Source organism: Aromatoleum toluolicum, from assembly GCF_012911005.2.
Lineage (GTDB): Bacteria > Pseudomonadota > Gammaproteobacteria > Burkholderiales > Rhodocyclaceae > Aromatoleum > Aromatoleum toluolicum.
Genome location: NZ_WTVS01000020.1, coordinates 1 through 23467, shown reverse-complemented (window position 1 = coordinate 23467; position 23467 = coordinate 1). Strand labels below are relative to the sequence as shown.

20 protein-coding genes are annotated in these 23467 nt (G+C 67.2%); 8 read left to right on the top strand and 12 right to left on the bottom strand.

From position 1 onward, the window contains the following. Positions 1-176: 176 nt before the first annotated feature. The 8 genes from GPA27_RS11080 to GPA27_RS11045 all read right to left on the bottom strand — a co-directional run bounded on the left by GPA27_RS11080 (position 177) and on the right by GPA27_RS11045 (position 10817). The gene (locus GPA27_RS11080) at positions 177-1790 is read right to left on the bottom strand and encodes an acyl-CoA mutase large subunit family protein (protein WP_169140427.1); all 1614 of its coding nucleotides are present in this window, start codon (positions 1788-1790) and stop codon (positions 177-179) included. Further along, positions 1787-2203 (bottom strand): cobalamin B12-binding domain-containing protein, encoded by a 417-nt coding sequence (locus GPA27_RS11075; protein ID WP_076600605.1) that lies wholly within the window; start codon positions 2201-2203, stop codon positions 1787-1789. The genes GPA27_RS11080 and GPA27_RS11075 overlap by 4 nt, the downstream gene beginning before the upstream one ends. Continuing rightward, entirely contained in the window at positions 2200-3333 is a 1134-nt protein-coding gene (iaaF, locus tag GPA27_RS11070) for a benzylmalonyl-CoA dehydrogenase (protein WP_169140425.1), read from the bottom strand. The genes GPA27_RS11075 and iaaF overlap by 4 nt, the downstream gene beginning before the upstream one ends. Beyond that, the gene (locus tag GPA27_RS11065; protein WP_169140423.1) at positions 3330-5027 is read right to left on the bottom strand and encodes a hydantoinase B/oxoprolinase family protein; all 1698 of its coding nucleotides are present in this window, start codon (positions 5025-5027) and stop codon (positions 3330-3332) included. The genes iaaF and GPA27_RS11065 overlap by 4 nt, the downstream gene beginning before the upstream one ends. Continuing rightward, on the bottom strand, positions 5024-7150 hold the full coding sequence (locus GPA27_RS11060) for a hydantoinase/oxoprolinase family protein (RefSeq protein WP_169140421.1): 2127 nt from the start codon (positions 7148-7150) through the stop codon (positions 5024-5026). Before GPA27_RS11060 ends, GPA27_RS11065 begins: the two co-directional genes overlap by 4 nt. Continuing rightward, a complete protein-coding gene (locus tag GPA27_RS11055; RefSeq protein ID WP_169140419.1) occupies positions 7150-8682 on the bottom strand; it encodes an acyl-CoA synthetase in 1533 nt (510 codons plus the stop codon). Before GPA27_RS11055 ends, GPA27_RS11060 begins: the two co-directional genes overlap by 1 nt. Before the next feature lie 187 nt (positions 8683-8869). Further along, positions 8870-10078, bottom strand: coding sequence for a thiolase family protein (locus tag GPA27_RS11050; RefSeq protein ID WP_076600610.1), 1209 nt, complete (start codon positions 10076-10078; stop codon positions 8870-8872). Positions 10079-10133: 55 nt separating this feature from the next. Next, positions 10134-10817 carry a GntR family transcriptional regulator gene (locus GPA27_RS11045; protein ID WP_076600611.1) on the bottom strand — a complete coding sequence of 228 codons (684 nt, stop codon included), beginning with the start codon at positions 10815-10817 and terminating at the stop codon, positions 10134-10136. 234 nt (positions 10818-11051) lie between these two features. On the opposite strand from GPA27_RS11045, the gene GPA27_RS11040 reads away from it, so the two are divergent. From GPA27_RS11040 to GPA27_RS11015, 6 genes are all read left to right on the top strand, one after another. Next, positions 11052-11966: a TetR/AcrR family transcriptional regulator gene (locus GPA27_RS11040; RefSeq protein WP_076600612.1), complete on the top strand. Its 915-nt coding sequence runs from the start codon at positions 11052-11054 to the stop codon at positions 11964-11966. A 235-nt stretch (positions 11967-12201) separates the two neighbouring features. Continuing rightward, positions 12202-14217: a 3-hydroxyacyl-CoA dehydrogenase/enoyl-CoA hydratase family protein gene (locus GPA27_RS11035; protein WP_169140417.1), complete on the top strand. Its 2016-nt coding sequence runs from the start codon at positions 12202-12204 to the stop codon at positions 14215-14217. A gap of 87 nt (positions 14218-14304) precedes the next feature. Continuing rightward, positions 14305-14868: an acyl-CoA thioesterase gene (locus GPA27_RS11030; protein WP_244551589.1), complete on the top strand. Its 564-nt coding sequence runs from the start codon at positions 14305-14307 to the stop codon at positions 14866-14868. Further along, on the top strand, positions 14858-15349 hold the full coding sequence (locus tag GPA27_RS11025; RefSeq protein WP_076600614.1) for a hypothetical protein: 492 nt from the start codon (positions 14858-14860) through the stop codon (positions 15347-15349). The genes GPA27_RS11030 and GPA27_RS11025 overlap by 11 nt, the downstream gene beginning before the upstream one ends. After that, a complete protein-coding gene (locus GPA27_RS11020; protein WP_169140415.1) occupies positions 15346-15561 on the top strand; it encodes a cysteine protease in 216 nt (71 codons plus the stop codon). The genes GPA27_RS11025 and GPA27_RS11020 overlap by 4 nt, the downstream gene beginning before the upstream one ends. A gap of 29 nt (positions 15562-15590) precedes the next feature. Beyond that, positions 15591-18269 (top strand): LuxR C-terminal-related transcriptional regulator, encoded by a 2679-nt coding sequence (locus GPA27_RS11015; protein ID WP_169140413.1) that lies wholly within the window; start codon positions 15591-15593, stop codon positions 18267-18269. Between the two features lie 186 nt (positions 18270-18455). On the opposite strand, the gene GPA27_RS11010 is transcribed toward GPA27_RS11015, so the two are convergent. The 4 genes from GPA27_RS11010 to GPA27_RS10995 are packed head-to-tail and all read right to left on the bottom strand — an operon-like array spanning position 18456 to position 21719. Then, positions 18456-19013 carry a PaaI family thioesterase gene (locus tag GPA27_RS11010; protein WP_169140411.1) on the bottom strand — a complete coding sequence of 186 codons (558 nt, stop codon included), beginning with the start codon at positions 19011-19013 and terminating at the stop codon, positions 18456-18458. 40 nt (positions 19014-19053) lie between these two features. Continuing rightward, on the bottom strand, positions 19054-19377 hold the full coding sequence (locus GPA27_RS11005; RefSeq protein WP_169140409.1) for a hypothetical protein: 324 nt from the start codon (positions 19375-19377) through the stop codon (positions 19054-19056). 45 nt (positions 19378-19422) lie between these two features. Then, positions 19423-20184: an SDR family NAD(P)-dependent oxidoreductase gene (locus tag GPA27_RS11000; protein ID WP_256222899.1), complete on the bottom strand. Its 762-nt coding sequence runs from the start codon at positions 20182-20184 to the stop codon at positions 19423-19425. 29 nt (positions 20185-20213) lie between these two features. Beyond that, on the bottom strand, positions 20214-21719 hold the full coding sequence (locus GPA27_RS10995) for an efflux transporter outer membrane subunit (protein ID WP_169140405.1): 1506 nt from the start codon (positions 21717-21719) through the stop codon (positions 20214-20216). 118 nt (positions 21720-21837) lie between these two features. On the opposite strand from GPA27_RS10995, the gene GPA27_RS10990 reads away from it, so the two are divergent. Both GPA27_RS10990 and GPA27_RS10985 read left to right on the top strand, forming a co-directional pair. Then, positions 21838-22455 carry a TetR/AcrR family transcriptional regulator gene (locus GPA27_RS10990; RefSeq protein ID WP_169140403.1) on the top strand — a complete coding sequence of 206 codons (618 nt, stop codon included), beginning with the start codon at positions 21838-21840 and terminating at the stop codon, positions 22453-22455. A gap of 84 nt (positions 22456-22539) precedes the next feature. Continuing rightward, the coding region (locus GPA27_RS10985) for an efflux RND transporter periplasmic adaptor subunit (protein ID WP_169140401.1) at positions 22540-23467 on the top strand (928 nt) is incomplete at its 3' end.

The following is a 23467-nucleotide window of genomic DNA, read 5'->3' as shown; positions in this document are numbered from 1 at the left end:
TCATTGACGCAATTCGTGGTGCAGTCGGGCACGTATGCTCCCTCCCCTTCAAGGGGAGGGCTGGGGTGGGGATGGGTTTAGCAGGCGTGGTGGAAACCCATCCCCCTCCTAACCTCCCCCTTGAAGGGGGAGGAACAAGGTGCCCAAACAAATCTCATATGTTTGCCTGGCGATCTCTAAAAGCGGATCGGTTCCTGGTACCGTCCGAACACTTTCACCAGTTCCTGCGTGATCTCGCCGATGCTCGCGTAGGCCTTCACCGCCTCGACGATTGCCGGCATGACGTTGGCGCCCGCGCGCGCGGCCTCGCCGACGCCCGCGAGCGTGCGGGCGACGCGGTCGGCGTCGCGCTCGGCGCGCACGCGATTCAGCGACTCGATCTGCACGCGCGCGTCGTCCTCGTCGTAGGGGTGGAAATCGACCTTGTGCTCGTCCTCCTGGTCGTTGCGGTAGCAATTGACGCCGACCTTGGGGAACGCGCCGCTCTCGATGTCGCGCTGCATCTTGTACGCCTGCGCCGACACCTTCGCCTGGATCGCGCCTTCGGACACGAGTTTGACGATGCCGCCCTGCGCGTCGGTCTCGGCGATGATCTCTTCCATCTTCTCGCGCATCTGGTTCGTCATCGTCTCGACGTAGTACGAACCGCCGAGCGGATCGACCGTCTCGGTGAGGCCCATTTCCGCGATGAGGATCTGCATGGTGCGCAGCGAGATGCGCGCAGAATACTCGGTCGGGATGGTGTAGGCCTCGTCGTACGAGCACAGCGCCATCGTCTGCGTGCCCGAGAGCGCGCTGATCAGCGCGTAGTAGGCGCCGCGCACGATGTTGAGCTCGGGCTGCTCGAAGGTGAGCCCGCCACCGCCGCCCGCCGCGATCATGCGCAGCCACATCGAGCCCGGTTTTTCGGCCTTGTACTCCTCCTTCATGATCTTGGCCCACAGGCTGCGCCCCGCGCGGAACTTGCACACCTGCTCGAAGAGGTTGCCGAAGATGTTGAAGTTGTACGACAGCCGCCCGGCGAACTCGTCGACGTGGAGACCGCGCGCGATGACCTCATCGGCATAGGCGCGGGCGATGCAGAAGGCGTAGGCCATTTCCTCCGCCGGCGTCGCGCCCGATTCGCGGATGTGGTAGCCGCACACCGAAACCGGGCTGTACTTGGGCGCGTGCTCTGCGCAGTACTCGATCGTGTCGCCGACGAGCTTGATCGAGGGCTCGACCGGGAAGATCCAGGTGCCGCGACCGATGAACTCCTTCAGGATGTCGTTCTGCGCGGTGCCGCGCAGCTGCTTCACGTCGTAGCCGCGCTTCTCGGCCATCGCGAGATACATCGCGATCGCGATCGCCGCGGCACCGTTGATCGTCATCGACACGGTGATCTTGTCGAGATCAATGCCGTCGAACGCCACCTCGAAATCGCGCAGGGTGTCGACCGACATGCCCACGCGGCCGATTTCGCCCTGGGCGAGCGGGTCGTCCGAGTCGAGGCCGATCTGCGTCGGCAGGTCGAAGGCGACATTGAGCCCCGTCTGTCCGTTCGCGATCAGATACTTGAAGCGCTGGTTGGTGTCGGCCGGATTGCCGAAGCCCGCGTACTGGCGCATCGTCCACGGCTGCTTGCGGTACATCTCGCGGTGGATGCCGCGCGTGAAGGGATATTCGCCGGGCAGGCCGATCATCGCGTCGCCGCTGCTCGCCGCGACGTCGGCGGCGGTGTAGAGCGGCTGGACTTCGAGGCCGGATTCGTTCGTGACGCGCTTCAGCGTCGGTTGGGCGCGGTCGTTCATGCGACGTTCTCCCGGACATTCTCACGGATGTAAGCGACGATCGCGTCGAACTTCGAACCGGTCGGGAAGATCCCCGTGAAGCCGAGGCTGCGCAGCGCGTCGTGGTCCTGCGCCGGCAGGTTGCCGCCGATCATCCACAGCTTGTCGCCGAGGCCGTTCGCTTCGAGCAGCGGCTTCAACTTGCGGCAGAAGGGCAGGTGCGAGCCCGCCATCGACGAGAGCGCGATGACGTCGACGTCCTCGTCGAGGGCGATGCGGCTCACCTGTTCGGGTGTCTGCCGCAGGCCGGTGTAGATGACCTCGAAGCCCGCGTCCATCATCGCGCGCGCGACGACTTTCGCGCCCTGGTCGTGGCCGTCGAGGCCGGGCTTCGCGAGCAGCACGCGGATGCGGCGTTGTGCGGTGTCGTTCATGCGCTCACCTCCTTCGCAATGACGAGTTTGAGGATTTCGCTGGTGCCGCCGCCGATCAGCGTGAAGCGCACGTCACGGAGATACCGCTGCACCGGGTACTCCATCGCGTAGCCGTAGGACGCGAGCACGCGCGCGGCCTGGTCGCAGATCGATGCGGCGGTTTCGGTCGCGAAGAGCTTCGCCATCGCGGCTTCCTTGTGGTGCGGACGCTTGGCGTCGCACAGCCACGCGGCACGGTGGACGAGGGCGGTGGCGGCCTCCAGCCCGGTCGCCATCTCGGCGAGCTTCAGCTGGATCGCCTGGAAGCGGTTGATCGGTTTGCCGAACTGCTGGCGCTCGCCGGCGTAGCGCACTGCCTCGTCGAGCGCCGCGCGCGCGACGCCGAGCGCCATCGCGCCGGTGATGATGCGGATCTCGGCGAGCGTCTTCCTCAGGTGCCCCTCGCCGTCGCCTTCCTCCTTCGACAGGCGGTGGCTGTCCGGCACGAAGCAGTCGTTGAACGCGACTTCGGAGGTCGGCAGCGCCCACACGCCCATCTTGTGGATCTCGCGCCCGACGACGAGGCCCTTGAACTCCTTCTCGACGAGGAAGATCGTCAGCTTCTTTTCTTCACCCGCGCGCGCAAAGACCGTGAAGAAGTCCGCGACCGGGGCGGACGTGATCCAGGTCTTCTGGCCGTTGAGGACGTAGCCGCCGTCGACCCTGGTCGCGGTGGTCGCGATCGATTCGAGGTCGGAGCCCGCATTGGGCTCGGTCATGCAGATCGCGCCGATCCTGTCGCCGCAGAGCGCCGGCTTGAAGAGGCGCTCGACGATGTCGGCGTTGCCGAGGAGCTGCAGGAACTTGGTGCCCATCAGCGACTGCATCGCGACCGCGCCGGCGAGCGACATCGAGCCGCGCGCGACCTCGGTCAGCGCGAGACAGAACTCGGTGAGCGCGAGCCCGGTGCCGCCGACCGATTCGGGATAGCGCATGCCGAAGAAGCCGAGCTCGGCGAGCTCGCGGAACAGCGCCCGCGGGAACGCGCGTGCCTCGTCGAGCGCAGCCGCTTGCGGCGCGATGCGCTCGTCGCAGAAGCGCGCGAACGTGTCCCGGATCGCGCGTTGTTCGTCGGTGAGATCGAAGTTCATCCGGTCACCTGCCCGGGCTCGAACCCGTACAGCTCGCGCGCCGCCTGCTCGGTGATCACGCCGTTGCGGATCTCCTCGGCGAGGAGCTTGCGGTCGCGCCGCTTCGGATCGCCATAGCCGCCGCCGCCGCTGGCGACCTGGTGGTAGATCGTGCCCTTCGGCACGCCGGTGATCAGGTCCTTGTTCTTCGGCACGACCGTCTGCCCGTCCGGATAGTGCAAGCGGATGAAGTTCAGGCCGCCGTCACCGCCGCCGAAGAGTCCGAACGCCGGCTCGAAGTCGCCGTCGCCGAAAGTCACGAGCTGCGTGTCGTCCGAGCCGATCTCGAAGATCGTCTCGACGCCGAGCCCGCCGCGCCATTCGCCGGCGCCGGCCGAGTCGGCGAGCAACTCGTGACGGATCAGCCGATGCGGCGTCTGCTGCTCGAACATCTCGTAGTCCTGGTCGAGCACGCCGCCGGAAGCGTCGATCATGCCGATGTGGTCGTAGCCGTCGGTGCCCAGCATCGCGCCCGAGCCGCCCTTCAGGCCCATGAAGCCGATGTCGACGTATTTCTCATTGGTCTTCGGATCGATGCCGGTGGTGAGGCTCGCGAGCAGGTTGTTCCAGCCTGCCGTAACGCGCTCGGGCATCACGGGCGCGAGCGCGCGCTGGATGGCGTCGGCATTGGGCGGACACAGGTGGTTGCCGAAGGTCGTCGCCTTCGGGTAGGCCGCGTTGAGGATCGTGCCCTCCGGGATCACGATCTCGATCGGTTGCACCATGCCCTCGTTGTGCGGGATGTCGGGGTTCACCATCTGCAGCAGGGTCAGGATCGTCGCCGACGCGCTCGACGTGAAGGTGCCGTTCACGAAGCCGTTGGTCTGCGGATCGGTGCGCGAGTAGTCGAAGCGGATGGACTTGTCCTGCACCTCGATGTCGACGCGGATCGTGAATTGCGAACCGACGTGGCGCCCGTCGTAGAACACCTTGCCTTCACCCGAGTAGCGGCCGTTCGGGATCTTCGCGATCTCGGCTTCCATCATCCGGCGGGTTGCGTCGAAGAGCGCCTGCTTGTGCGCGTCGTAGCTCGCCACGCCATACTTCGAGATCAGCTCGAGGAAGCGCCGCTCGCCGACGGTGCAGGCCCCCATCTCGGCCTTCATGTCGTGCTGCACGATGTCGAGGCGCACGTTGGCGAAGATCAGGTTCCACACGTCCTTGCGCAGCTTTCCTTTCTCGACGACCTTCACCGGCGGGATGCGCAGCGCCTCCTGCCACACCTCGACCGCGTTCGGGTTGTAGCCGCCGGCGACGTTGCCGCCGATGTCGGCCTGATGGCCCTTGACCGCGGTCCAGGCGACGAGCTTGCCTTCGAAGAACACCGGCTTGAACACCGCGACGTCGTTGTTCTGGTTGCCCAAGCTGAACACGTCGTTGTGGAAGATCACGTCGCCGGGATGGAGATCGTCGCCGAAGTAGTCCTTGATGTACTTGCACACCGGCGCCAGCGAGAACGCGAGGATCGGCAGGTTCTCGGTCTGCTCGAGCATGTTGCCGTCGCCGTCGTAGAGGCCCGTCACGTAGTCCTTGGCCTCGCACAGGATCGGCGAACGGGTCGTCTGCTCCATCGAGATGCTCATCTCGTCGGTGATCGAGCGGAAGGTCCGGGCGTACACGGACAGCAGGATGGGATCGATTTTCGCGTTGCTCATACCAGCGCCTCCTTCATGTCCTTGATGCACGACGCCACGAGGTCGGCGCGGCCTTTCTGGTACAGCGCGAACGAGCCGAGCGCATCGACGACGCAGTCGAAGGACGCCGACACGAAGATCGCCGTCGTCTCCTGCTCGATCATCGCCGGCCCCTCTATGCGGTTGCCGTGTCGCATGCGGTGGCCGTCAAAGACCGGCACTTCGCGGAATTTCCGCGTCTCGGGGATATACACGGCGCGCCGGCCCTTGAGCGCGTGCGCCGCATCCTCGCCCGCCCAGGACTCGTGGCGCGCGACCGGCTTGTCGGTGACGCCGATCGCCTGCACGCGCACGTTGATGATCTCGACCGGCGTGTTCTCCGCTTCCAGCGAGTAGCCGTACAGGCGGTTGTGCTCGGCATGGAAGTCGCGTGCGATGCCCTGCGCGTCGCCGGCGGCGATCAGGGCCTGCGGCACGACGAAGGAGACCTCGTGGTACTGCTTCACGTAGCGGCAGTCGAGCTTGACGTCGAAACGGCGGCGTCCCTCGGGGATGCGCTCCTCGTCGAGCTGACGGGCACCGTCGGTGGCCATCGCGGTGATGATGCCCTCGAGCTTCGTCCAGTCGGCCGCGTCGAGCCGCGACACGAAAGTGCGCACGAAATCGTGCTTGAGCTCGCTCATCAGCATGCCGAACGCGCACAGCACCGAGGATTCGCGCGGCACGACCTGCAGCGGGATCTCGAGCTCCTCGCAGATCAGGCACGAATGGATCGGGCCGGCGCCGCCCGCGGGGATGAAGGGGAACTCGCGCGGATCGAAGCCGCGCTTGATCGTCACCTCGCGCACGCCCTGCGCCATGTTGTTGCACGCGACGCGGTACATGCCGGCCGCGGCGTCCTCGATCGAAAGCCCCATCGGCTTCGCGATGTGCTCGAAGATTGTCGCGCGCGCGGCCTCGACGTCGAGCTTCATCTTGCCGCCGGCGAAGAACTCCGGGTCGAGGTAGCCGAGCACGACGTTGGCATCGGTCGTCGCCGGCAGCCGGCCGCCCTTGCCGTAGCAGGCGGGGCCGGGGTCCGCGCCGGCGCTCGCCGGGCCCATGCGCAGCAGGCCGCCTTCGTCGAGCCAGCCGATCGAGCCACCGCCGGCTCCGATGGTGTGGATGTCGAGCATCGGCAGCGCGATCTTGTGGCGCGCGATCTCGCCGTCGTTCTTGATCATCGGCGCATCGACGGCGACGGAGGCCTCGAAGCTCGTACCGCCCATGTCGGTGATGATGCATTTGTTCTGGCCATGCACGCGCACGTAGTGCAGGCCCGCGCCCGGGCCGCCCGCAGGGCCCGACAGCAGCGTCAGCGCCGCCTTTTCGCGCGCGAGCTGCGGCGAGATCACGCCGCCGTTCGACTGCATGATCAAGAGCAGCCCGTCGAAGCCGATGCCTTTCAGGCGGCCGACGAGCTGGTCCAGGTAATGGTTCAGCTTCGGACCGACGTAGGAGTTCAGCGCCGTCGTGCTGACGCGCTCGTAGAAGCGGATCGACGGCAAGAGATCCGTCGATACCGACAGGTAGGCGCCGGGCAGCTCGCGGCGCACCATGTCGGCCGCGGCCTGCTCGTGTGCGGGGTTGGCGAACGAGTTCAGGAAGCAGATCGACACCGCCTGCACGCCTTCGGCGCGGAAGAGTTCGATCGCGCTTCGCACCGCGTCGAGGTCGAGCGCCGCCGCCTCGTTGCCGTCACGGTCGACCCGCCCGGGGATGCCCGCCCGCAGGTAGCGCGGCACCAGCGGCTTCACGTTGGTGTAGCGGTTGTTGTATTGCTCCTCGCGCACGCCGCGGCGCATCTCCAGCGCGTCGCGCACCCCTTCCGTCGTCAGCAGGCCGCTCTTCGCGCCGCTGCCCGTCAGGGTTGCGTTGGTCGTCACCGTCGTGCCGTGCACGATCGTGGCTATCGTCGGCGCGAACGCTTCGAGCGTCATCGGCGGATGCATGCTCGCGGCGATCTCGGCAAGCCCGTTGACGACCGCGATCGAGGGGTCGGACGGCGTCGACAAGGTCTTGAAGATGGCCGGTTCGGCACCGTCGCGGGTAACGACGAAATCGGTGAAGGTGCCGCCGACGTCGATTCCGATTTTCAAAGTCATCAGATGTGCTCCATGAACGTTTTGCGTGCGACCAGACGCCGCACTTCGTCCTTGCGGACCTTGCCCAGCGCGGTGCGCGGGAGTTCGTCGATGAACAACACTTCCTTGGGCAACTTGTAGCGGGCGATGCGGCCGTCGAGGAGCCCGAGCACGCCGCCGGCATCGAGGGTCGAGCCTTCGTGCGTGACGATGACCGCCACGACGCATTCGCCCCAACGCTCGTCCGGGCGCCCGACCACGGCGACTTCGGCGATGTCGGGCGACTCCATGAGGAGGTTCTCGATCTCGGCTGGATAGATGTTCTCGCCGCCCGAAATGATCATTTCCTTCTTGCGGCCGTCGACCCACAGCCAGCCGTCGGCATCGAAATGGCCCATGTCGCCGGTGTGGAACCAGCCGTCACGCAGCGCCTCGGAGGTCGCCTGCGCGTTGTTCCAGTAGCCCGCCATCACGTTCGGCCCGCGCACGAGGATCTCGCCGCTGACGCCCGTCTTCGCGTCCGCGCCGCCTTCGCCCGAAACGCGAACGCTGCAGTGGCGCGCCGGACGTCCGGCCGAACCCGCGTGCGCGTACGCGTCCGCAGCCTTCACATAGGCCGCGATCGGGCTGGTTTCGGTCGAGCCGTAGATCTGCACGAGGGGAATGCCGCGTTCGTGCACTGTGCGGAAGAGCCGGTCGGGCACCACCGTCGAGCCGGTCGTGATCATCCGTAGGCGCGAGAGATCCGCGGTCGGCCAGCGGGGATGTGCCACCATCGCCTCGATCTGCGCCGGCACGAGGACGGTCAGCGTGATGCGCTCCGCCTCGAGCGCGTCGAAGGTCTCATCGACGTCGAATCGCGGATGCAGGACGACGGTGGCGCCGCGCGACAGGGCGGGGGTGGTCTGGTTGTTGAGCCCGCCGACGTGGAACAGCGGAAGCGTCGTCAGCACCCGGTCGTCACTCGTGAGCCCGTGCAGATCGGCGCTGTTCGCGGCGTTCCACGCAAGCGCGTCCTGGGTCAGGAGCGCGCCTTTCGCCTTGCCGGTGGTACCGGACGTGTAACAGATCAACAAGGGCGTGTCGGGGCCGACGCGCGGGTCATGCGCCACGGGCTCGCCGCCGCGCTCCATCAGCTCGTCGAAGGCGATCCAGCCCTGCGGCGGGGTGGCGAACGCAACGAGCGTCATCCCATCGAGCTCTTCCCGGAAGGCGTCGATCTGCCCGACGAAGCGCGGTTCCACGAGCAGCACCTTCGGCGGACAGTCGGCGAGCAATTGCCGGTGCTCGGGGCCCGCGAGGCGCCAGTTCAGTGGCATGAAGAGCGCGCCCAGCCGAGCGCAGGCGAACAGCGTCGCGAGCGTTTCCGGACGGTTGTAGGCGAGAAACGCGACGCAGTCGCCGCGCTCCACGCCCGACACGCGGAGCGCCGACGCGAGCCGATCGATCTCGGCGGCGAACGCCGCGTACGTCAGGTCGCGCTCCGGAAAGCGGATCGCCGTCCTGTCGGGCGCGAGCCCGGCCTGACGGACGATCCATTCGGACAAGTCCATCCCCATTCCTCCTCCAGGTTCGGTCACGGACGCTTTGCGCGCCTCTTCTGACTCGTTTGAATCCGGTTGGGGATGCTGCATCCGGGCGCTTTTGCGCCTCTCGTGTCTCCCTTTGGCGGGGAGGCGGTGATCCTTTCCTGCCGTGCGCCGCGCCTCCCTTCGAAAAGGGGCGCGGCGCTTGCAACGCTTACCGGTCGCCGACCTCGATGACGACCGCCATCGCCGTGTCGCCGGCGGCGCATCCGGTGAAGAGGCCGAGGCCACCCCCACGCAGCGCGAGTTCCTCGATCAATTCGATGATCGCGCGCGTGCCCATGGGTGCCTGCGGATGACCCCAGACGAGCGAGCAGCCGAAGTTGTTCATCGCATCGAGCTTCGCGCCGGTCTCGCGCGCAAAGACGATGTCGTTGACCGCGAACGGGTTATGGGTCTTGATCGCCGTCATGTCGGCGACGTCGAGTCCGGCCTGGCCGAGCGCACGGCGCGCGGCGGGGATCATCGCCTCGGGCATGTACGCGAGCTCTGTGCGGGCGAGGCCGAAGCCGCGAAGCCGCACGGCGATCGCCGGATCCTTCGACAGCGCTTTCGCCTGCTCGGGCGTGGTCACGACGATCGCCGCATTGCCGTCCGCCGGATGCGTCTGGCCGCCGAAGGTGACCGTTCCACCTTCCATGACGGGCTTCAGCTTCGCGAGGCCGGCGGCCGTCGAGTGGGACACGCCCTCGTCGCCGTCGAGCGTGCCCGCGATCTTGCGGAAATCGGCGCTCGGCACGTCAAAGGGCAGGGTCATGAAGCGGCGCAGGAAGGCGGAGTCGTCCTTCAGCGCGTCGGCGTATTGCGCCTCGCGTCGCAGCACGAGTTCGTGCTGCTGCGAGGTCGCGACGCCATGCCTCGCGGCGACGTTCTCCGCCGTCTGCACCATTGAGTGGCCGCCGAGCGGGTCGCAGCCGAAGTTGTCGAGCACCCAGTCCTCGGACGAACCGGTGCCGCCGGGGCCGCGCGGATTCGGGTAGTAGAGATGCGGGCCGTTAGACGTGCGGTCGCAGTTCACCACGAGCGCCACCTCTGACAGACCGGCCTCGATCTCCTGCGCCGCGGCGAGCAGCGTGCGCACGCCGGTCGCGCACGCCTGCATCATCGTCGGCCCGCCCGCGCGGGTCGCGCCGATCAGTCCCGCGAGCCAGGGCAGGCCGTAGAACGCGTGCTGCTGCGGCACGGAGAATCCCAGGACGCCGTAGTCGATCGTCTGCGAGTCGATGTTCCGTTTCGCAAGCTCGTTCTTCGCCACATGGGCGGCGAAGCGAACGCTGTGCAGCGACGCGAAGCTGCCCTGCCAGCGCGCGAACGGCGTGCTCCAGTAGGCACCGTACGGGATTTCTGCGGTGTAACGGGTCATCGTCTGCGGTCTCCGGGATTTTTTCTGTTAGCGCCCGAACAGCCGGCTGGCAGGATCAGGCCGGGCCGTCTTCGTTGAGGCCGACGGCGGCGATGAACGCCCGCTTCGCCTCGACCAGATGTTCGAGCATGGCCGTGGCAGCAGTGTCGCCGTCACCGGCGGCCAGCGCGGACGAGATGCGATTCAGGCCGCGCAGCACGATCGTGCGGATCTCGGGATCATCGAGCGTCAGCGTGCGGATGCGCTGCATGTGGTCGGCGTACTGTTCGACGATCCGCACGAGCCGCGGATTCGGCACCAGGGCGAGCCATGCCGCACGGAAGCAGATCGTCGCTTCACGGAAGGCTGCGGCGTCCCCGGCCTTGTGGGCGCGTACGATTGCCGCGAGCGCGTCCTCGATGCCACGGCGGAGCTCGGGCGAGCGCGTCAGTGGTGCGATGCTGCGGATTGCGGCCGGTTCGATGAGGAAGCGGATCTCGTAGATGTCGTTGACGTCCTGCAGCGTCAGCGACGGCACGACGAAGCTGCGGTTGTCGGAGACGAGCAGTCCTTCGCTTGCGAGGCGCCGCAGCGCTTCGCGTACGGGGGTGCGCGAGACGCCGAGCTTTTCGGCGAGCTGGACTTCCTGCAGCGGCTGGCCGGCGACGATCTGACCGCTTCGAAGGTGATCGCGCAAGGTGTGATAGACCCGTTCTCCGAGAGCGAGGGGGCGTTCGACGGGCTGAAGCGTGGAGACCATTTTTCTGGAGCCTTTGATGTTCGTTGTTTGCAGCGGCTTTCGAGTTAATGTGTACTGTATACAGTATTTTTTAGGGTGTAAAGTGTTCTTTGCGTCATCGGACGGGGATAAGCTTCCGCCGGGAATTCTCGGATCCGGCGATCGAAGTCCGCCGACGCTGGAAGCCGTTGCAGCAGTTTGCCGCCACGGCGACGGCTTGGCTATGATGGATATCCAATCAATCGGGTGACGCGCATGAGCCTGGATGCCTGCCATGAAGAAGAGCGCCGCGGCCCGGACGTCGAGGCCGCGATCCTCCGCCTCGCGCGGGAGGAGCCCGGGCTGGGCCAGGCCGCGGTCTCCGCGCGCCTGCGGCGGGAGGGATTTGCCATTTCCCCGTCGGGGGTGCGTTACATATGGCAGAAGCACGACCTCGAGACCGCCGTGAAGCGATTGCGGATGATCGCGCAGTCGTCCCGCGAGGGCGTCGGGGCGCTTACCGATACGCAGCGCGGATTGCTGGAGCGGGGGGCTGTCGCCGCGCAGCTCGTGGCCGGTGACGCCGCCACGGTCGGCGAGCCGCTCGACCGTCGTCAGGTGATCCTCGACGCGGCGGCGGCGCTCTTTGCGGAGCAGGGCTACGACAGCACTTCCATTCGTGACATCGCCAGCCGGGTCGGTCTTTTGCCCGGGTCGATCTACCACTATTTCGCGTCGAAGGATGAGCTCTATCTCGCCGTGCACGGGGAAGGCTTCCGACGCCTGATGGCCGCCGTCGCCGAGGCGTTGACCAGTGCGAGCAATCCATGGGAGCGACTCACCCGCGTTTGCCAGGTCCACATCGCGGCGATCACCAGCGGCACCTACATCGACCGCGTCACCGGCCACAGCCTCGCAATGACGGGCAACGCGGAACTCTTTGCAAAGATCCGGCCGATGCGCGAAGCCTACGAGAACGTCTACCGCGGGCTCATCGATGAGTTGCCGCTCGCACCGCATGCCGACCGCAGCCTGCTGCGGCTGATGCTCCTGAGTTTTCTCAACTGGATTCACGTCTGGTACCGCCAGGGCCGGCGCTCTCCCGACGAGATCGCCGCGGCCATGGTGGATACGCTGCGGCGTGGGGTGGAATCGCCCGGCGCTGCGATGAAATCTCCATCGTCTTCCTGAAAGTAGCTGTCGATCGTGTCACGGCCCCGTGTCATGCGGCCCCGGAAGCGGTTGCTTTTTTTCATGAATACACTGGATACTGTATACATAAAAAGACAAACGGCGGCAGGACTGCGCCGATCGCCCTGAACGGGTGCCCCAGAGGAGTTCGCCGGCCGGTGCCGTATGGCCGACCGATAAGGATGCGCGCCGCACCGACGGCTCGCCGCTTGAGACTACCGAAGGAGGCTCCCTGATGGTCACCCGTTTCGCCAATCCTCTGCTCGCCACGCCGCAGCGTCCGCTGCCGCGCACCGTCGCAATAATCGGTGCCGGCACGATCGGTCCGGATATCGGCTATTACCTGAAGAGCGCGCTGCCGGATTTGAAGCTGATCCTCGTCGACGTCGCCCAGGCGGCACTCGACCGTGCCTTGCAGCGCTTCGCCGATTACGCGGCGAAAGCAGTCGCGAAAGGGAAGATGAGCGAGGCCGAAGCCGCGGCGGCCACGGCCGGGGTCGTCGGCACGCTCGATTATCGCGACCTCGCGGAGGCCGACTGGGTGCTCGAGGCGGCCACCGAGAACCTCGCGTTGAAACGGCGCATCTTCGCCGACGTGGAGGCGGTGGTCCGCGCGGACGCGTTGATCACGTCGAACACGAGCTCGCTGCCGGCCGCGCAGATCTTTTCCGACTTGAAACACCCCGAGCGCGCGACCGTCACGCACTTCTTCGCGCCGGCTTGGCGCAACCCGGTCGTCGAGGTCGTCCGCTGGGGGCGCACCGACCCGGCCGTCGTCGAATACCTGCGCTGGGCCTTCTGCACGACCGGCAAGGTTCCGCTCGTCACCGACGACGTCGCGTGCTTCATGCTGGATCGCATCTTCGACAACTGGTGCAACGAGTCCGGATTGCTGCTCGACCGCGCGACCGCGGCCGAGATTGACAGCGTCGCGGGCGAGTTCGTGCATGCGGGGCCGTTCTTCGTGCTGAACCTCGCCAACGGCAACCCGATCATCACCGAGACGAACACGCTGCAAGCCGAACTCGAAGGCGAGCATTACCAGCCGGCGCCGGTGTTCCGCTCGGTCGACCGCTGGCTGACGGTGCCCCCCGGCAAGCCCGTCAAGGTCGCGGACGACACCGCGGTGACGGTGCGTGAGCGTCTTCTCGGCGTGCTGTTCTCGCAGACGGTGGACATCCTCGACCGGGACATCGGCGAGCCGGCCGACCTCGATTTCGGCTGCCGTCAGGCGCTCGGGTTCAAGAAGGGGCCGCTGGAACTGATGCGCGACCTGGGCGACACCGACGCCGGTCGCATGCTCGCGCGCTTCTGCGACGAGCGGCGCGGGATGCCGGGCGCCCGGAAGCCGCTCGGGGATTACCAGGGCTTCCTGCGCCATGTGCTCGTTGACGACATCGGCGACGTCAAGGTCATCACGCTGCGCCGCCCCGAAGCCCTGAACGCGCTCCACGACGAATTGACCGACGAGATCCTGTCCGTCATTCGGCGCTTCGAGCAGGATCCAGCCGTGGCCGGCTTCGTCCTCGTCGGCTACGGCAATCGCGCCTTCTGCGCCGGCGGCGACATCGGGCGCTTCGTGAACATGCTCGGCGACGCGCCGGCCTCCGCGCAGTACGCCCGCGACTGTTCGCGCTTGCTCGTGCACCTCGACCGCATGAAGAAGCCGGTCGTCGCCGCGATCAACGGCATGGCGCTGGGCGGCGGCTTCGAGCTGGCGATGCGCTGCCACGGCATCGTCGCGCTGGCGAACGCATGGATGCAGATGCCCGAAATCACGCTCGGCATCGTCCACGGCATCGGCGCGATGGTCGTGCCCTACCGTCGCTGGCCGCAGGCGTCGGCCGAGTTCCACGGCATGCTGCGCCGGGCCGAGCGCCTGAAGGCGACGAAGGCGTTCGAGCTGGGCGTCGTCGACGGGCTCGCCCGCGACTATCCCGAACTCATCCAGGCGGCCGTCGCGCGGGTGAAGGCGCTGGACGGCAAGGTGGGGGGCATCCCTGACGGCGCCGTACAGATCGCGCGGCTCGACCCCATCGCCCCGGTCGCCGCCAGCGGTCAGCCGCTCAGTGCCGAAGTCATCGGCATTCTCGAGCGGGCCGTGGAGGCCGCCGCCGCCGCGCCGACGTTCGAGGATGCGCTGGAGATCGGCTACCTGGCATGGGGCGACAGCGCCTGCACGGCCGCGGCACGCGAGGGCATCAGCGCCTTCCAGGAGAAGCGCAAGCCGGATTTCACGAAGACGCCGTGACGAGCTGAGCCATACCGGGTGGGGGGGGCGCCTGCAGCGGCGCGTGGATACATTGAGCCCATGACCACGCGCACAGGAGACACGACGATGACAGACCTCAGCAATGCGATTGCGTTCGTCGGCGACGTCGGAGCGAAAGCATCCGCTCCGGCGCGCCCGGCGATGTTCGAGCGCGAGGTGCTTGTGCGCTTCGCGCATTGCGATCCCGCGGGGATCGTGTTCTATCCGCAGTACTTCGTGCTCCTCAACGGGCTTGTCGAGGACTGGCTGACGGACGGGCTCGGCACGTCATTCGCGGACATGATCATGAGGCGGCGGCTCGGAATTCCGACGGTGCGCATGGACTGCACCTTCACGCGGCCGAGCACGCTGGGCGACACATTGGTGCTCGGGCTCACCGTCACCCGCATCGGCGGGCGCTCCATCGGTCTCGACGTGCAGGGACGGGTTGGCGAGGAACTGCGCCTGCGGGCCAGGCAGACGCTCGTCACGCTGGACCTCGAGACCATGAAATCGGTGCCGATCCCGGCCGACATCCGTGACCGTCTCGGGCGCTACTGCCAGCCGGTGCCGGAGATCGCGCCCGAATCCCTTTCCATGCCCGCCGATGGCATCCGGCGGGAAACTGACGGAGGCAAACATGCAGATTGAAATGGAAGCCGATGAACTCGCTACCGCCGAGGACCCCTTCGGCGAGCTCGCGCCATGGCAGGCCATGCTCGACCGGTACAGCGTGCTCTTCACCGACATGGTCGAAGGTTCGTCGGTCGGCTTCGTGCCGCGGAGCGGCTCGGGGATCCAGCCGGGCAAGCACGTCGCCGGACTGGTCGAAGCCGCGGGCGAGGTGCCGATGTTGAAATGGACCAACGACGGCAACGGCATGTCGGCCGGCGTCATGCGCTATCCGGGCTTCCAGGAAGCGCGCGTCGATCTGCTCTTCGTCGCCGACGACGCCGCGCTTGAAGCGATGCGCGCGAGCCTCGCCGGCGACACCTTGTCGCTGATCAAACGACTGATCCGGCAGGGGCATATCATGTTCTTCGTGCTGCGCACGAAATTCGAACTTCAGGACGCGGGCTACGAGGAATTCCTCGATACGCTCGGCCTCGCCTTCCTCGGAGCCTGCCGATGATCTTCCACAATCCCGCCGGCGCGCCCGAGCTCGCGTGCGAGCAATGCGGCTGCCGCTGGTTCGACCGCATCAACGACACCTGCTACGAATGCGGCACGAAGGTCAGCGCCGAATCGATCGCGGAGTTCAAGCTCGCAGTCGAGCACTTCCGGGCGCGCGAGACGGTGCGCGCCGACGAGCCGAGGGCTGCCGGCACTCCGACCGTCCGCTAGAATCCGCCCCCGAAGCGTCCCGAAGGCCGATGAAGAAGACTGCTCCCGACGTCCCGTATCGTCTCGCCCTCAAGACGATGCCCCCGCATTCCGCGCGCCAGGCAGTGGCCCCGCCGCGGCTGATCGCGCGGCTGCGCGAGGCCGTCGAGCAGCCGCTCGTGGCCGTGACTTCGCTCGCGGGCTTCGGGAAGACGTCGCTGCTCGTGCAACTGCGCCGCGAACTCCTCGCGCCTGGCGCCGCCGTCGCGTGGCTGACGATCGAGGCCAGCGACGACAGGTCGGTGGTCGCGCCCGCGGTCATCGCGTCGTTGATCACCGCGCTCGGGCTCGAATTGCCCACCCGCGCATTCAACCAGGTGGGGCAGGCAGGTGCGGAGTTGTGGGCCGCGAGCGAGCTGCTCGTGCAGATGCACGAGCTCGCTCGCCCGACCTGGCTCCTGATCGACGACCTGCACCAGCTCGCCGACCGCGACGCGATCGACTTCATCTACTACCTCGTCACGAACGCGCCGCCGAACTTCCACGTCGTCGTCAGCTCGCGGACCGACCCGCCGTTCCCGGTCGAGGAACTCCGCGCGCACGGGCTCTACACCCAGTTCGTCACCGAGGACCTGCGGTTGCGGCTCGAGGACACGGTCGCCTTCCTGCGCCGGCGGCTCGGCGACGAGGTCGACATCGAGACCTGCGCGCGCCTGCACGAGCGCACCGAAGGCTGGCCGATGGCGCTGCAGATCGTGACTTCGGCGATGGCCCGGCGCAGCGACATCGCCGGTACGGTGGCGAGCCTGTCCGGCGCGACGGGGGACGTGGCGCGCTATTTCTCGCAATTCGTGCTCGAAAGTCTCGACGAACGCGCGGTCGCGATGCTCGTCCGCGCGTCCCTGCTCGAAACCTTGCACCCGGGGCTGTGCGCGGCGTTCGGGGGCGGCGTCGAGGCGGCCGAGATTCTCGCCCGGCTCGAGCAGCAGACCGGGCTGGTGACATCCGTCGATGGCGGGGACGTCTATCGCATGCATCCGCTGTTCCGCGAGTACCTCGCAAGTCTCGCCGCGGAGCTGCCGGCCGGCGAACGCACCGCCCTGCATGCGAAGGCCGCCCAATGGTTCGCGGCGCACCACATGCTCGAGCACGCCGCCGAGCACGCCTTCCTCGGCGGACTGCGCGCCGAGGCAATGGACTGGATCGAGAAACGCGTGCGCTACCTCGGTGTGCAGGGACGCATCGTCGAGGTGCTCGCGTGGCTGGATCGCCTTCCGCCGGAGGAGATCGCGCGGCGCGAGGGCATCCAGCTCACCGCAGCGTGGGCGTGCGCGCTGTGCTACCGGCCGCAGGACGCGGAACGGCTCACCGACGTGATCCTCGCGCGGCCCGGGGTGACGCCCGAGGTGGTGCTGCAGGCGAACATCGTGCGTTCGGCCGCGGCGATCCATTGCGACGACTACCAGCGCGCGCGCGGCTGCATCGACACCTACGACCCCGCGCTCGGTCCGCTCTACTGCAACACGCTGTCCTTCATCGCGATCCACAGCGGTTTTCCCGAGCGCGCGCGCTACTACCAGCAGATCTCCGACGGCCACGGCCGTGTGGCGCGCAGTTTCTACGATTCGATCTACGGCGCGTTCGCGGTCGGCCTCAGCTATCTGATCGAAGGTCAGGCGAAGGAAGCCGCAGGCGTCTTCGGCGCCGCGCTTGAACGCGCCGAAAGCGTGACGGGATGGCGTTCGATGCCGGCCGCGATCCACGCCGCAGGGCTCGCCGCCGCGCACTGGGAGCTCGGCGCCGAGGACGAGGCGCGCGCGCTGCTCGCGAATCGCCTCGACCTGATCGAGCAGGCTGCGCTACCGGACGCGGTGATCCTCGCCTACCTGACGCTCGCGCGCTACGAGAGCCAGAAGGGCAGCGAAGGCAAAGCCTTCGACGCGCTCAACAGCCTGGCCGCGATCGGCGAACTGCGCGGCCAGCCGCGCCTCGTCGCCGCGAGCCTCGGCGAACAGGTCCGCCAGCACGCGATCCGCAACCGGCTCATGTCGTGCCGGATGCTGATGAATGGGCTGGACGCGATCGTCACCGACCCCACGCGTGACGATCGCGGGCTCGAGGCGGAATTGCGGCTGATCCGCGAGACCGCGGCGGCGCGCGTCGCCTTGCTCGAACATGATGACAGCGTCGCATGCGCCGGGCTGGATCAGGCTGCCGAGATCGCGGCACGGCTGCGGCGCGGTCGCGATCAGATTGCATTGCGCATCGTGCGTGCAAGCAGCCTTCGCGACGACGACGAAGGACCGCGTCTGCTCGCCGAAGCGCTGAGCCTCGCGGAATCCTTCGGTCTCGTGCGCGTGCTCGCCGACGACTGGCCGGCGGCACTCGACGTCTTGCCGGAACTCGACCGCTCGGGCTGTGGTGACGCCGCCGGCGTATCTCCCGCCTTCATCGAACGCGTCACCGAGCGTTGCCGCGTCGGCTGGGTGCCCAAGTCCGCTGCACCGAGAACCGCCACCGGCAATCAGCGCCCCGCCCAGCTGTCTGCGCGCGAAATGGAAATCCTCGCCGCGCTTGCCCATGGCCGCACGAACAAGGAAATCGCGAACATCCTCGACGTCGGGCCCGAGACGATCAAGTGGCATATGCGGAACCTGCTGGCCAAGCTCAACGCCGCGAACCGCCGGCATGCCGTCGATCGCGCGCGGCTGCTGGGGATCCTGGATTGAACTGCGATGCGCACGCGCACCACGTGGGGGAGGTGCATCAAGAGGCTGCGGAACGTACGAATTATCAACGAGTAGAAGCCCCGGCAATTGCTGGCCGAGCGCGGCAGTCCCGGCGTCGATCAAGGGTGCTGAGTGTGCCGGCGCGAAGGCGCTGTTCGATGGCGTGTCGGCGCAGTTGCTGAAGAGTCATCGCAAGGCCTGGTCGAATACCAGGCAAGTTGTGCTCGCATGGGCATAGAGCTTGCCGTCCGGTCCGACAAGGCGGCCTTCCGCGGTCGCGACCTGGCGGCCGCCGTGAACGAGGCGGCCTTCCGCACGGACCAGCGGAACCGCGTCGGTGATTGCGCGGACGAGGTTGAGCTTCAGTTCCAGGGTCGTGTAGGCCTTGCCCGCCGGCAGCGTGGAATGCACGGCGCATCCCATGGCGCTGTCGAGCAGGGTCGCGAACCAGCCGCCGTGCACCGTGCCCATCGGGTTGTAGTGCGTGAGGCCCGGTCGTCCCTGGAAAACCGCGAATCCGGGCTCGATGCGAAGCAGGGTGAAGTCGAGCGTGACCGCCATCGGCGGAGGCGGGATCTCGCCGGCGAGGAGTGCCTGGAATATCTGCAATCCGCTGCGCCCGGCGACCTGGGCGGGTGAGGCTACGCCGGGAGCCGTCTGGAGGCGGGCGCGCACGGCCGCTTCCTCGGCCCGCCAGCGGGCAAGCGTTTCGTCGGGATTCATCGTCTCGGTTGGTGGTGTCATGAAATCAAGCCCTTGATGTATGGGTATGGAGCTGGTTCCGCTACTCACCGGAGCTTCCCAGAATCGAGCGGCGCGCGTGTTCGTGTGGGTCGATCGCGGGCTGCGATTCCGTCGCGGGTGTGGATCGGGACGGGACGTCTGTCACGGCCGACGCGGCAATTCGCTGACGCGCGAGTTCATGCGGATCCGTCGGCGCCAGCGCCACGGTTGCCGTTGTGTCGCGGATGGCTGCTGCATGCTGTGTCACGCCCAGTATCGACTGCCGCGCCTGCTCGTGCGGGTCCAGTGGGCGACCGACATCGGCCAGTGCGGTGTGGGCGGAAAGGACGAGGGCGATGCCGGACAAGGCCAGAATCGATTTCATGATGAGTCTCCTGTTGGGGGAAGCAATCGGCGGGGGAAATGCGCGTCATCCGTTCATCGCGCGCGACAAGAACGCCTGGTGCAGCCAGCGTGGCGTCGCCCACGTGAGGATCACGAGGGCTTTGTTCGCCCAGCCCGGCACGACGCTGATGCGTCCGGCCTGCAAGGCGCGGATACCGGCGCGCACGACGGGGGCCGGCCGCATCATCAGGGGCTTCAAAGCGGGCGTGATCTTCATCTGCGCCGCGGTGGCGAAGCCGGTGTCCGACACGCCCGGGCAAAGCACCGTCACCGTGACGCCATCGCGCTTGAACTCGCGATGAAGCGCCTCGCCCAGACGCAATACGTAGGCCTTGGCGGCGGCATAGACGGCGAAGTTCTGCACGCCCTGGTAGGCCAGCAGGCTCGCGACCAGCAGGATCTTCCCGCGTCGCCGCGCCCGCATGTCCTGCGCAAAGACATGGGTGACCGCGGTCAGGCTCGCCACATCCAGCTGCACCATCGCCAGCGCCGCGTCCAGCTGGCTTTCCACGAACGGCCCCTGCAGTCCATGGCCGGCGTTGTTGATCAGGATGTCGATCGCAATGCCTCGCTCGTGGAGGCGCCGATGCAGTTGGGTGACCGCGGCAATGTCCGAGAGATCGACTTGCTCCACCACGATCTCGATGCGGTACTGCCGGCGCAGGGCCTCGGCGAGTGCTTGAAGCCGGTCCAGCCGGCGCGCCACCAGGACCAGCGAGTGGCCTTGCCCGGCATATTGGCGGGCGAACTCCTCGCCGAAGCCGCTCGATGCGCCCGTGATGAGCACCCATGAATGGTTTGTTGTGGCCATTTTGCTTACCTGCGGTCGTTGATGGAGAGGTCGTTGGTGGAAAGGTCGCGGTAGAGGCGGTCGCTGCCTGCATGCGGCGCATCCCATCCGCCCCCCAATGCCCGGAAGGAGGCAATGGCGGCGCGCGCAACCTCGGTTTGCGCCTGTGCCTTCGCGTCGCGCGCCTGCAGGAGATTGCTGTCGGCATCGAGCACCTCGATCAGGCTGACGACGCCGCCCTGGTAGGCGGCAAACGAGTTCTCGCGCGCACGGGCGAGTGAGGATTCACCCCGCGTCAGGATGCCGACCTGCGCCTCGCGTTTGACGAGGGCGGAGAAGGTGTTCTCGACATCCTCGGTCGCCCGCAACACGGCCAGCCGCCAGGTCGCTAGGGCTGCGGCCTCCGCGCCGCGCGCGGCGGCGATCTGCGCGTCGACGCGGCCGAAGTCGAACAGGCGCCAGCGCAGTCCGAGGACGCCCTGCGCCTGGCTCGCGGCCCCGGTGAAGAGGTTGTCGCTGGCGATCGCGGTGGCGCTGCCCAGCAGGGCGGCGAGCGAGAACTTGGGGTAGTACTCGGAGATCGCCACGCCGATGCGGGCATTGGCCGCCGCCAGGCGCCGTTCGGCGACGATGAGATCGGGCCGGCGCCGAATCATCTCGGCCGGGGTGCCGGTCCCGGCCAGGCCCGGCGCGAGCGGGACCGGCGCCACTGCGGCCAGCTCCGTGCGCCAGGTGCCCGGCTGCACCCCGAGCAGCACGTCCAGCGCGTTCATCGCCGAATCGAGACCGGCTTCCAGGACCGGGATCTGCGCCTCGGCCTGGGTGAGCGAACCCTCGGCCTGGTTCAGCTGGAGCTCGGCGGCGATCCCCTTCTCGTACTGGAGCTTGACCAGGGCGAGCAGCTGACGGCGGGTCTCCACCTGCTGTCTGGCGATCGCGATGCGCGCTTGCAAGCCCCGGATCGTGACGTACACGTCCGCGGTCTGCGCGGCCACGGCCAGCCGCGTCGCCACCGCGCCGGCTTCGGATGCTTCGTACTCCGCGCGTGCGGCCTCCCGCCCCCGTCGCAGACCGCCGAACACGTCGATCTCCCAGCTCGCACCGAGGTTGGCCTCGTAGGCGCTGCCGCTGCGATCGAAGCCGGGCGTGGCGTCGAGCACCTGCCCCAGCGGGGTCTCGACCGACTGGTAGGCTCTCGCAGCGCTTGCACTCACGCTGGCCGCCGGAAGTAGCGCCGCATCGGCGTAGCGCAGTGATGCGCGCGACTGGGCGACACGTGCCGCCGCTTGCGCGAGGTCCAGGTTCTGTTCCAGGGCCAGGGAGACGAATTGCGTCAGCAGGCGATCATCGAAGGCGGCCCACCAGACCTGGAGGTCTGCCGTGTGCTGAACCTGCCGGTGATCGACACCTTCTTGTCCGAGGAAGGTGGAGGACAGCGCGATCTCGGGCGGCCGGTAGGCGGGGCCGACGGCGCAGCCCGTCAAGACGCCGACGCTCAGAACAAGGGCGAGAGAGCGGGGGTGGGCGAGCATGAGGGTCCTTCGTGAGTTGAACTGGGGTGACTAAATGCCATAATAGTCACTCGTGTGTGACTGTCAACTGAAATAGTCACTAGTTGAAAAGATAGGGCATGTGAGGTATTGTTTTTTCATGAGCCAAACCCCGTCTTCCGCCCCCGCATCGCGCGGCCCCGCCGACCACAATGTCCGAGACCAGATCGTGGAGGCGGCGGGCGAGCACTTCAGCCACTACGGCTACGAGAAGACCACGGTCTCCGACCTGGCCAAGGCGATCGGTTTTTCGAAGGCCTATATCTACAAGTTCTTCGATTCCAAGCAGGCCATCGGCGAGGCCATTTGCGCCAAGACCTTGTGCGCCATCGTCGCAGCGGTCGAAGAGGCGGTGGCGGGCGCAGCCACGCCCACGGAAAAACTCCGCCGAATGTTCAAGACCTTGGTCTCGACCGGGGTGAGTCTGTTCTTCAACGATCGCAAGCTGTACGACATCGCCGCGTATTCCGCGGGTGAGGGGTGGCCGTCGGCCCGCGCCTACTGTGAGCGTATTCGGCAGATCCTGACGGAGATCGTCCGCGAAGGGCGGGAGAGCGGCGAGTTCGAGCGCAAGACGCCGCTGGACGAGACCGTGCATGCCATCGATCTGGTCATGCAGCCCTATGTGAACCCGCTCCTGCTCCAGTACAACCTCGATGTTGCCGAGGAGGCCCCGGCGCAGCTTTCCAATCTGGTGCTGCGCAGCCTGGCCCCTTAGCCGGTTCGAGAATTACGATAGTGACTATTGACACTAATAGTCACTAGATGGAGTATGGAGGCCTTCGCATCCCCGGAGGTCGCCATGCTTCAGCGCCGTACTATTCCCTTCCTCGCCGTCGTCGGACTCCTGCCCTTGGCCCTGGCAGCATGCAGCGACGCCACTTCTTCAATCGATCCGCGGACGCAGATTCCCCTGGTGCGCGTGGGGGCCATACAGGCTGCCGTCGAGGCCGAGCGTTCATTCACCGGCATCGTGGCGGCGCGGGTACAGAGCGACCTGGGTTTCCGCGTTCCCGGCAAGGTCCTGGAGCGCCTGGTCGATACCGGACAGGCCGTCAAGCGCGGCCAGCCGCTCATGCGCATCGACCCCACCGACCTGAAGCTCGCCACGCGGGCCCACGACGAAGCGGTTGCCGCCGCCACGGCGCGCGCGCGCCAGACCGCGGAGGATGAGGCGCGATACCGCGACCTCGTCTCGGCGGGTGCGGTGTCGGCCTCTACTTACGACAAGATCAAGGCCGCCGCCGACTCGGCACGGGCGGAGCTTAAGGCGGCCCAGGCCCAAGCCGACGTTGCCCGCAACGAAACCGGCTACACGGTCCTGCTCGCCGACGCGGACGGCGTGGTGGTGGAGACCCTGGCGGAGCCGGGCCAGGTCGTCGGTGCAGGTCAGGTTGTCGCCCGCGTGGCGCATGCCGGGCGCCGCGAGGCGGTCGTCGAGTTCCCCGAAACCATGCGCCCGGCGATCGGCTCCGCGGCGCGCGCGGCCTTGTATGGCAGCGGGCTGACGGGCGCCGCAAAACTGCGCCAGTTGTCGGATGCCGCCAACCCGCAGACGCGCACCTTCGAGGCGCGCTACGTGCTGGAGGGCCCCCTGGCGGACGCGCCGCTGGGCTCGACCATCTCGATCCACATCCCCCGGGACCGCTCCGTGCCGTCGCTGCAGGTACCGATCGGCGCGATCTTCGATCCGGGCAAAGGGCCCGGCGTATGGCTGGTCGAAGGGGAGG